This is a genomic window from Haliscomenobacter sp. (assembly GCF_041740695.1).
GTDB lineage: Bacteria > Bacteroidota > Bacteroidia > Chitinophagales > Saprospiraceae > Haliscomenobacter.
The window spans coordinates 109546-120250 of record NZ_JBGSLK010000018.1; the positions used below are offsets into that span (position 1 = coordinate 109546).

General features: G+C 47.7%; 5 protein-coding genes. 3 read left to right on the forward strand and 2 right to left on the reverse strand.

The annotated features are described in order from the left end of the window. Window positions 1-124: 124 nt before the first annotated feature. Both sprA and ruvA read right to left on the reverse strand, forming a co-directional pair. Window positions 125-7498 (reverse strand): cell surface protein SprA, encoded by a 7374-nt coding sequence (sprA, locus tag ACEW9O_RS03420; RefSeq protein WP_373548720.1) that lies wholly within the window; start codon window positions 7496-7498, stop codon window positions 125-127. Between the two features lie 190 nt (window positions 7499-7688). Next, window positions 7689-8279 (reverse strand): Holliday junction branch migration protein RuvA, encoded by a 591-nt coding sequence (gene ruvA, locus ACEW9O_RS03425; protein ID WP_373548721.1) that lies wholly within the window; start codon window positions 8277-8279, stop codon window positions 7689-7691. Window positions 8280-8428: 149 nt separating this feature from the next. On the opposite strand from ruvA, the gene ACEW9O_RS03430 reads away from it, so the two are divergent. The 3 genes from ACEW9O_RS03430 to purD all read left to right on the forward strand — a co-directional run bounded on the left by ACEW9O_RS03430 (window position 8429) and on the right by purD (window position 10515). Next, a complete protein-coding gene (locus ACEW9O_RS03430; protein WP_373548722.1) occupies window positions 8429-8845 on the forward strand; it encodes an element excision factor XisH family protein in 417 nt (138 codons plus the stop codon). Beyond that, entirely contained in the window at window positions 8833-9174 is a 342-nt protein-coding gene (locus ACEW9O_RS03435) for a XisI protein (protein ID WP_373548723.1), read from the forward strand. The genes ACEW9O_RS03430 and ACEW9O_RS03435 overlap by 13 nt, the downstream gene beginning before the upstream one ends. A 75-nt stretch (window positions 9175-9249) precedes the next feature. Next, window positions 9250-10515, forward strand: coding sequence for a phosphoribosylamine--glycine ligase (gene purD, locus ACEW9O_RS03440; protein WP_373548724.1), 1266 nt, complete (start codon window positions 9250-9252; stop codon window positions 10513-10515). The last annotated feature ends 190 nt before the right edge of the window (window positions 10516-10705 follow it).

Consider the following 10705-nt stretch of genomic DNA (forward strand, 5'->3'; position numbering starts at 1 on the left):
AAGTGAAAAGTGAAAAAAATGCACTTCCCACTTCATTCCAAATTTTTATGCAAAAAATTACACAAAAAAGTTGAAAGGCTGCTGGTGTACCTGCTTTTCACTTTTCGCTTTTCACTAAAAAAAATTATTGCAACGCAAATCTCACTATTACCCCACCCGAAGAATCCGTTCTTGGATACCCCGCTGAGGTCTTCGGTTCACTCCGACGATAATCCACAAAGAAGCGCAGCGACAGGCGCTGGTTCAATTTGTATTCAGCCGAAGGAGAAATGCTCAGGTTATAACTACCACGTGTTGGTTCCCGTACCCCTTGATCGAGCAAGTGGTTGAAGGTCACGTCATCGCTGAGTGAGAAGTTGAACTGTAAATCCAGACCTCGGGGGGCAATGGCGGTGCTACCAGGCGTTGAACCCGGGGTAGTACTTGGTTTCGGAGCTGGACGTTTCTTCTTTTTGGTCCCGCCGAAAAGGGAGCTGATGTCAAAATCATTGATTTTGTGGCCAAACCCAAAGACGATCTCCTTGCGCCGCGTTTCCGCCAACTGGTTGCTCACAAAGCTCATGGCCAGGTTGCGGGTCAACTTGTAGTCGAAGTTGAAGGTCATGCCATTTTTCATGGCAGCACTCACTGCGATCAGCGGGTTGAATCCTTCCTGGATTACCAGTTCAGGTACTTCCAGACGTGGGTAAAAGTTGTTGTTCAACTCGTTGAGGAAGCCCTGATCGCGAGTGCGCAGGAAGTCCAGCCCCGTGTTGAAGGTATTGATGGTCAAAGCAGATTTGTAACCATGCGTCAAACTGAAACTCTGGAAATACTCCTTAAAGAAAGGCAAACGGCTCAAACCATTGTAGGTAAAGCGCCAGTTGACTTGTGGCAACAATTCAAACAGGTTCAAGTTGATACCCCGGGGGTCCTGACCAGTGTACGCTGCCAAAAACGCCGGAATCAATACCTCTTGCTGGGTACGCCCGTAACCAAAGGTATAGCCTTGTTGCGCCAGCGTGGTATCCACGTGCTCCCCATTGCCCAAGCGTTGGGAAATGATCACCCGGTTGTCCTCAAAAGTTTTGAAAAGGGTGCGCAAATCGGCGGTATCCCCTCTGAACAAGGTTTTGAGCGCCGAGTATGACATGGTCAAAGTACCCACATCCTGCGGAATGGCGTGTACAAAGCGCGCATTGTTGTCCAGCAGGGTATCCTTGAAGTACTGCGAATGGTTTTGGGTATAACTACGGCTGATGTCCAGGTCGAGGCGCATGTCGCGGAAAGGTTCGATGGTGACGCGGGCATCCCAGTTTTGGGTTGACAACTGGGTCACTTCGCGGTTTTGGAATACGCTGCTCGACATCCAGCCCTGATTCGCCGACTGGGCCAACCAGTCCTTACTTGTACCGTATTCATCCTCGCGCAATTTGCTGATGCGCGGCTGAATCCCCGCTACAAAGTCCCAACCCGGGGAATTGAACTGGTTCATCCCCAATAAGCGAGAAGCAGGCGTATAACCTGGCACTACGGTATTGTGTTGTTCGGAGTAGTTAAAACGTGCTTTGCGGAGAGACAACAGGGGCCGCAAGATCAATTTCAAAGCAGGCGACAATTCGGCGCTGGCTTTTTTCTCCTTGTCCTTGTCATCGCCCTGGCTACTCCGGCGGTTTTCCTGATTGGACCCTCCTTGACGCGACACTTGTTCAATTTTGCGTAGGAAGGGGATTTTATTGTACAACTGGTCAAAGTTGAAGTCGGCGTTGGCCTGGATGTTCTGACCGTTTTGGAGCACATTGCCCAGGGAGTCGGTGTTCAAGGCAGCTGCGGTCCAGCCGTAGTTGCCCCGGTATTGGCCTTTGATGCCTACCCACTCCATGTAGGGAATCAGCTTGGTAGGTACGGTATAGTTGAGGGTGAACTCGTGTTGATAGTTTTTGGTCCGCCCGAGGTTTTTGATGTTGCTCCAGATGCTATCCCGGCGGTAACGGTTTTGCTCCCCCAATGGCAAACCCCGTTCACGCAATTCTGCTTCATCGGGTTCATCGATCACCGCATCATTGGCTGCGTTAAAGTTGAATTTCAGCCCTTTGGTGAAATCCCATTGGAGGTTGTAGTCACGCGCCCAGAGGAATCGTTTGTTGAAGAAGGTGCTGAACTTGGGATCCAGGTCGGTAAAGCGGTATTTGGTGGTCTGGAACTGCCGATCCATCAAGGAACTAAAGGTGAAAGAGCTGGGGATCGGGTTAAAATTCAGTTCTGAAATCAGTTTGAGCGCACTGCCCTTGAGTTTTTTCAAAGGCTGAATGTACTTGGCTTGGGTACTGAACTGGTAATTGATCCCACCATTGTATTTCTCAATCTGATCGCTTTCGATAAAGGGGTCACTGCGTTCGGTAGCCGTATAGCCATAACTTACTGAGAAGTTGGAAATATCCCAAGGCATGGGTTTGCTCTGGTTTTGGCCACTACGTTCCTTGCGCACATTGGTGAAGTTGTAACTTTTTACAGTGCTGATTTCACGGGTAGTCCGTTCGATGGAGTCACGCACGGTGGCATTGTCCGTTTTGCGGATTTTTTCCTTCAAAATGATGTCCAAGTCGTAAGGATCGAATTCAGGCGTTTCAACATTACGAGAGTATTGGGCGTAAAAAGGCAGGCGCAAGTTCCAGTCTTGGGGCAAAAACTTGTTCAATTCAAGATTGCCTGCAATGTCGAATCCGGAATTGTCAAAACGACTGCGTTGTTGCACTTTTTGGTCGATGGCACCATAACCAATGCTGCCAAAATTACCAGCGATGGTCACGTTGCCCAAGTCGGCCATTTGGATGTCCATCCGGGCGATCCCAGCTACCCCACCCCGCTCGTCAAGGCCAGTGAGGCGCATTTCATTGGCCCAAACTACCGCACCAGCAGTAGAGGTTTCTCCTCCTAGAGGGTTACGAATACCAATCATCACAATTTTGGCATTACCCAGGTTGGGGTTGCCTCGTACTTTGACCCAGCGGGTTACGGTTTGTTCGTTTTCCAGCGTCACCGAAATTTGTCTGACGAATTCCTGATCCAGATTGGCACCGCTGGTAGCATTTCGCTCTTCTTTAACTTCGCGCAGCAAAGCCAAGGGGAAGTCAAACTCATTTTCCAGTTTCCATACTTCTTCTTTATACGCCGGTGAAGTACTGGGTGTTTGAGTATCCGGCAAACGATCGATCCGTGACAGCCTCAGCGGCATTTCGTATTCGTAGTAGTTGTTTTTGAAGTCACTACCCAAACGCACAAAGATGCGCAAGCCGGAAGTGTCCCGAGGGGCAATGGTTTGGTCAAAATCTTCGGCGTGTACAAACATCTTAAACCGCTCGTATACCCGCATGTCCAAACCAATGTTTTTAAAAACCGCTCTTTCATCCCCATCACAAAGTTCTTGCAGGGTCAGAGAAAGCGACTGTTCGTTTTGCAGCGTATTGATGACCCCTCCGATGGATTGTTCCCGTTGAATGCCAATGGGCAATACATAACCAAATGGACGTGCTTCACTGGGATCGGTGTTTTCTTCGATGTTCACCGCGTCCACTTCAAATACTGTTGGTGCGTCAATGGTACAGGGGGTGTTCACATCCGGCGACAAATCCTGGGTGTATTTTCGCCATTGGTTGCGTACAAATTCCATGGTAGCAAAACGGAAGTTGACCTGTTTTTCAAAACCATCCATTAAGATACGCATAAAACGAATAGACCGGAAGTCGCGAATCCCACCTACTGCCCGATCGAACTGGCTCAATGGCATGCGGAAACGGTACCAGATGCGGCCATCTTTTTCAATGCGGTCGGTGACGAGTTTCACCCCACCATCGCGCAATCTGGCCGAATCGAGATTGATTTCTCCATTTTTATCGTGAAAAATCGGAATGCGGTATTGAAAGTAGGCTTCCGTTTCGTTGAGGGTATTGTCGAAGTTTAAGTCTTCCGCATCGGGGTTGTTGGTGGAAGAACTTTGGCTTTGGCGGCTGGTGTTCGTCTCTGAGTTGCCTTCAGGGTTGTTGAAGTCGCGGTAACGGGTGACTACATCAACGTTGTCTGGGAAGCTGGGGTCGTTCCAAAAGCGGAAGTTGTCACCCGAAGGGTCTTGCTCCAAACGTGCCGCAGCATTGGTGTTCACGGCGCGGATGGCGTTCAACCAGGGTGCAAATTTTGTCCGTTCACCAGCATCACTTAGACCATCCAAACCAACGTCCTGCAAACGCCGCGAAGTGGTATCGTTGTCAAAAGCAGCAGTAACCTGCTGGGTGAGGGGTACTTTTGACCAGGAAGTCTCTCTGGTTCGACGGTCTTTGTTGAAACTACTGGGTAGACCATTTTCAAAGAAGCGCAAACCATCTTTGAGAATGTCCTCGGAAATGTTCCCCAATTGGAAGGTCAAATAACCCTGTTTTTTATCGGCATCCGGTGAGGCACTACCACTTCCATCTTCGTTGAGGAAGGGGCTGAGCATCCAGAATTCAAGGAACTCAATGTTGGCTGTTTGAAAGTCATTGGTGGTCAGTGCCCGCATCATACCACCCCAACGAGACTTGGGATCGCGTAAAAAAGTTTCTCCACCCACAAACTCCAAACCCTTGGAAAATGCACTACCGTTGGGTTGTTCAAAGTTGTAGGGTCCCCGTTCCCGAGGGTTGAAGACGATGTCGAGGGTCTGAATATTGGGCAATTCCGTCAACTGCAATTGGCGGTTGGGGAATACTTCGTTTTGGGGAATAACCCGGGTATAGGGGTTCACGTTGTCCTGCTGACCGGTACGGATGCCAAAGTTGTCGATGCGGTACCAGCTCAATTTGGCGCGGTTGTAACCATAGGTCACATCGTCGCGGAAAAGGGCCTCCGGGCGTGCGGCGGGGTTGCCGGAGTTTTGATCAGCTGGTGCACTGGCCAGATACCAGTTGATCACCGGCTGGCGCAAATCGAAGGTATTGTTGGCTCCTTCAAAGTCGTCTACGTATACCACCCCACCTTTGTCCTTGCGGTTTTGGTTGATGGCTTTGGCGTGACCAGGGCGGATCGCGGCCAATTCCCCCGTAAAGCTGATGCTGGAAGGTGCTTTTGTCGATAGGCCGGGGATGGCATCCAGGGCTTTGGTCAACCAGGGTGCTTCCCGTTTGAAGTTGACATCGAGGCCATACACGTTGTTGTTGATGGGATCTTCCCCAATGTTTACTTTTTGGGTAAAGGGCCGCTCCCAGAGCTTCATGAGGGTTGCCCCGATGTTGAAGTTTTTGTCGATTTCGTAATCGGCACGCAAACCCATCATGCTGCGGTTTTGGAAACCAAAGAGGGTATTGTCTTCCAGGGAAACGTTGATTTGGGCACCCGAAGCCAGGATGGCGTCATTGAGGATGCGCAAACGGCCCAGGTTATAGTCGATTTCGTAGTCGCGGCCCTCAATCAATTGTTGTCCACCACCACTCACTTTGACCGAGCCTTGGGGAATGTTAAATGCACCCAAGGAAATCTCAGAGGAAACACTCGATTTATAGGTCCCTTTTATCACGTAGCGGTTTTTCTCCTGGAATTCCTGCGCCCGGAACAAAGTCGAGTCATACAATTCCTGATAGATGTACTTATTGGCAATATCCGTTGGGGTGTCCTTGATTTTTTTGAGCAGGGATGACCCAAAGGGTTCCAAAACTGGGAACATGATCCGTCCGGTATTGGTATTAATGGTCAGATCGGGCACAAAGTCAAAGACCCCATCGGGCTGCGGGTCGCCTTGAATGTTCAGCACATCCACGTTGAACACGCGCAAAAGCGGCACACCTTGCAGGTTGGTTTCGGGTAAAAAACGTTTTACCCCCTTCCCTGGATCTTCGTAATAAATGTCCAGGCGGAATTCTTTTTGGTCAACTTGAACGGCACCAGTAGGGTAGATGTTTTTCATCATCAGGTCCCAGGTAGCTACATCGGTGCGTTGGATGGTGCTTTTGAGCAATTTGACATACAACACGTTCAGCGAAGAGTCAGGGCGGATGTTTTCCGAGTTGTTGGACAATTCCCCAACCTTATAAGAGCGACCGTTGTAGGTATATTGGTAGGCAACCCCTACGGTTTGGTCGGGCAACACATTGATGCGCAAAGAGATAAAACCCAGTTCAGGGTGAACGGTATATTCCGTTGGTTTCAATTTACGCGCGGTTACTTTTTCAAAGTCGCGGGTAGGCACCATGCCGAATTGGCTTTGCAGCGTACTGATCGATTTTTCGATGGCACGGGCGTCACTCTGTCCAATTACCCGGTCGTAGAGGTTGTTGGCCCGGTTGTCAGGCAAGGGAATGCCCGTAATGTCCTTCGGTGCGCCAGGGCGAATGTCAACGGAGTTGCCATTGACCAACCATTCTTCCCGGCCTTCGCCCAAATCGGATAAGGCTACTATGTCGCGTACATTGTCTACTTCGTTGCGGTCGTTGGTTATCCATACTTCGATGTTTTCCAACTTGAACAAGGAGCGGATTTGAGGCAAGTTTTGCAGCGCAGGTTCAAATACTTCACGGTTGTAGTGTGAAAGCAGGAAGTGTCGGTTTTCGTCGTATTCGTCGGCTTTGACATCAAATTCCTGTTGTTGGCTACCGCCCTGGATTTGGATGTTTTTGCGCTCCGATTTTTGTTGAGAAACCAAACCTGTGAGGCGCAAGTGGCCGAACTGGAGTTCGGTTTTGATCCCGAAAAGACTTTGAGCACCTTGGATCAAAGTACCACGCAGGGGCATGCTGACGTTACCTGCTTCGATTTTTTTCAGGATATCATCTTCCCCAAATTTTTGACTGTCGTAGTTCAACTTGATGACCTGATCAAAGTCAAAAGCTGCACCCGTATTGTAATTGGTATTGAGGTTGAGTTTTTCCCCGATTTTACCCTGCACGTTCATTTGAATGTTCATGTCAAAATCGAACAGGAACTGATCGCGTTGGCGCAGGTTCAGAATGGGGTTTTCAAGGCGCTGGTAGTCGTAACCAAAGGTGAGGTCCACGTTACCTTGCGGCTTGATGTCGATCGTATTACCCCCAAACAAGCGGTCGATCAAGTCTTTTTTGATGTCGATTTTGCTAAAGGGATCCAGAGGGTTTTTATCGTCTTTTTTACCCCTGGTTTTCGACGACAGTTCGCGAAAATAAGACGTTTCGTCTTGCTTTTGGCGGTACTTTGTATATTCATCAAAGGTCATGTAAGAGGGTGGACGGAAAAAGTCCTCCCCTACCCGTTCTTCAATGAGGTAGTTGCCCGATGTGGGGTCATATTCCACTTTTTTATCAATGGCCTTGGGGTCTTTGATGTCAAAGGGATTGGTTTTGGGCGCATTGATAAAATTGTCTTTGCGATCCTTGATCGGCACGGTGTCAGTCAAAGCGGTGGTGCTTTTCCGGTCAGGCCTAGTGCCGAATTTGAATGTCGGATGATAGGTTACGTCTACCGCGCTCAGGGTAACGGCAATTCCTAACAACAAGCTGAATGGTAAAATTGTCTTATTCATATTAACAAACTGCTGCACACGGGAATGATAAGGGCTCGATCTTTCGATCCCACTTAATCGGTTTTCCGGAAAAAAAGCTTAGGTGCGTCTTTGGGAGGGTAATCAACAATATTGGAGGCCTCCGGTTCTTCCCACACCTCGGCTTCACTCGGCGACCGAGAAGAATCGGAGGCCTCCAATATTGTTGATTTTATGCAGATAGCTCTCTGAGAGCGAGCTTGATAAGCTGCTCTACATTTTGGATAGCTTGGTCTTTCAGAAGATGATTCAGGGCTTTTTGCACCGCTATCTTCTGGAAGCCCAAAGCTACCAATGCAGATAACGCCTCTTCCCGGATAGTATTGTTTTGTGAAGGAAATGTTAATGGCAAATCACCGGAATCTTTCACCAATTTGTCTTTTAAGTCCAGAATGATCCGTTTGGCCATTTTGGGGCCAATGCCTTTTACTGCACGAAAAACTTGTTCTTGTTCGCCAATGATTGCGGCGCGTAATTCTTCGGCATTGAGAGAAGATAATACGATTTGTGCGGTAGTTGGGCCTACCCCACTGACCGAAATCAGGTGGCGAAAAAGGCTGCGTTCGGTTTCATCCGCAAAACCGTATAGGGTATGGCTGTCTTCCTTGATGTGGAGGTGGGTCAGTATTTTCACCTCATCTTTTTTCTCAATTTGACTGTAGGTGTTCAAACTGATGTGCACCAGGTAGCCTACCCCATTGACATCAACAATGATGTAAGTAGGTGTTCTTTGGGTGATGTCTCCTCTTAGGTATGTTATCATGCTGATGAATCTGCTAATGAATTGATTTGCTGACGAAATCGGCGGCAAATTTAGTATTTTTATGGATTTTTGTACTCCCTATTATCAATCCATTCAATAAGGTTTGATTTCCAATTTTTTTTCCCTAATTTTGATAACAAAAAGTTGCATTGGCTAGAGATTTTTACCACGAAGCTGTAAAAGAAGCACTTATCAAAGAGGGATGGTTAATCACCCATGATCCTTTGACCCTGCTTAGTCGAGAAGAAGGTGGGCTACAAACTGATCTTGGTGCAGAGAAGATTATCACCGCAGAAAAAGGTATAACTAGGATTGCTGTAGAGGTCAAAAGTTTCACTAATCCATCCATTATTCACGATTTTTTACTCGCAACTGGCCAGTATCAAGGTTACTCGATTGTAATGCGAAAGAAGAATATCGAACGAACAATGTATCTGGCAATGCCATTTTACATTCACGAACGTCTTGATGATTTGCAGTTTTTCAAGGATATTGTAGCGGAACTGAATTTGAAATTTATCTTATTTCATCCACAGCACAAAACAATTCAAGCATGGAAAGAGTAGCTTTTCTTCGATCAAAAATAGAACAGGTGATGAAGGCCTATTTGGAGGAATTGAACCAATCAAGTAATGAAACAATCCGCTTTGAATCCGTAATTGATCCGAATGGTCAACATTTTCAAATTATAGCCCTTGGTTGGGAAAATGAAAAAAGAGTATTTAATCTACTTTTCCACCTGGATATCATTGATGGAAAAATATGGGTACAGGAAGATAAAATGGAAAATAGTATCGCCGAACTGCTCGTAGAACACGGAGTATCAAAAAAAGATATTGTGCTCGCTTATTTCCCTGAATATCACCGTCAGTTTACAGAATATGCTGTCGATTGAGCAAAAGCTGAGAGAAAGTAAAACATTGTTTATGTCTGGGTTTTCTCTATTTTTGCGGCCAAAATCAGAGAGACCATGAAAATTCTATTGCTGGGAAGTGGAGGTAGAGAGCATGCATTGGCCTGGAAACTGCGGCAAAGCCCTCTTTGTAGAGCCCTCTGGATTGCGCCAGGCAATGCTGGGACTGCTGAGCTGGGCACCAATGTGAGCCTTGATCCGAATGATTTTCCAGCAGTCGCTGCATTGGTCCAACAAGAAGGAATTGACATGCTGGTCGTTGGGCCAGAGGAACCTTTGGTGCGTGGTATTTACGATTATTTCCAAAGTCATTTTCCCCATTTGCCCGTGATTGGTCCTTCGCAAGTTGGTGCCCAACTGGAGGGTAGCAAAGCTTTTGCCAAAGAATTTATGCTCGAAATGGGTATACCCACCGCAGCCTACCGCGAATTCACGGCGGCGACCTTACAAGAAGGATTGGATTATATTTTGACCCAAACCCCACCAATTGTGCTCAAAGCAGATGGTTTGGCTGCTGGCAAAGGGGTGGTCATTCTGGAGGATCTACAAGCAGCTCAGGAAGAATTGCGCGAGATGTTGAGTGGAAAATTTGGCGCAGCCAGTGCCAAGGTGGTCATTGAGCAATTCCTCTCCGGCATCGAATTTTCAGTTTTTGCTTTGACAGATGGCAAAGAGTATCTCATCTTGCCCGAAGCTAAGGATTACAAACGGATTGGAGAAGGGGATACAGGGTTGAATACTGGCGGGATGGGTGCCGTTTCTCCAGTGCCTTTCGTGGATGAAGTTTTGATGCAAAAAGTAGAAACCAGCATCATCCGCCCCACCATTGATGGCTTGGCCAAACGTGGCATTGTATACAAAGGTTTTGTCTTTTTTGGTTTGATCAAAGTAGGCAATGAGCCTTACGTGATCGAATACAATTGCCGAATGGGCGACCCGGAAACCGAAGTGGTGATGCCCCGTTTGCAAAATGATTTAGTGAGCCTTTTCATCGCGACAGAGGAAGGAACTTTGAATCAGCAAAAAATTGTCATGGATCCGCGCTCAGCAGCTACGGTGATTTTGGTATCCGGGGGCTACCCTGGGGATTACGAAAAAGGTAAAGTCATCAGTGGTTTGGAGCGTGTGGAAGGCAGTATGGTTTTCCAAGCTGGGACCAAGATGGTCGATTCAGAAGTAGTCACCAATGGTGGTCGTGTCATTGCACTGACTTCTTATGGCGACAATTTTGATGAGGCCTTGGTGTTTTCCAACCGCAATGCGGAGGTGATCAAGTTTGAGGGGAAATATTATCGACGTGATATTGGGTTTGATTTGCATTGAAGTAGATCAACACCACATAGGAACTAATCTTACTGTCAAAGCGACATTTATTTTCAGTAGAGTAGAGAGAAGCGGCGCCGCCGCTTCTCCCCCTCGTCAAACCGTACGTGCGGTTTTCCCGCATACGGCTTTCCTATGATCTTCGTCATCAGCTTTCACAGGCGAACACCTCTGCCAGTGTATTTTGTCG

What these genes read in the sequence shown, in the direction of transcription:
- ACEW9O_RS03435 (WP_373548723.1), top strand. Translation starts at nt 8,833, where the DNA reads ATGGAAAGAGTAGCTTTTCTTCGATCAAAAATAGAACAGGTGATGAAG.
- purD (WP_373548724.1), top strand. Translation starts at nt 9,250, where the DNA reads ATGAAAATTCTATTGCTGGGAAGTGGAGGTAGAGAGCATGCATTGGCC.
- ruvA (WP_373548721.1), bottom strand. Translation starts at nt 8,279, where the DNA reads ATGATAACATACCTAAGAGGAGACATCACCCAAAGAACACCTACTTAC.
- sprA (WP_373548720.1), bottom strand. Translation starts at nt 7,498, where the DNA reads ATGAATAAGACAATTTTACCATTCAGCTTGTTGTTAGGAATTGCCGTT.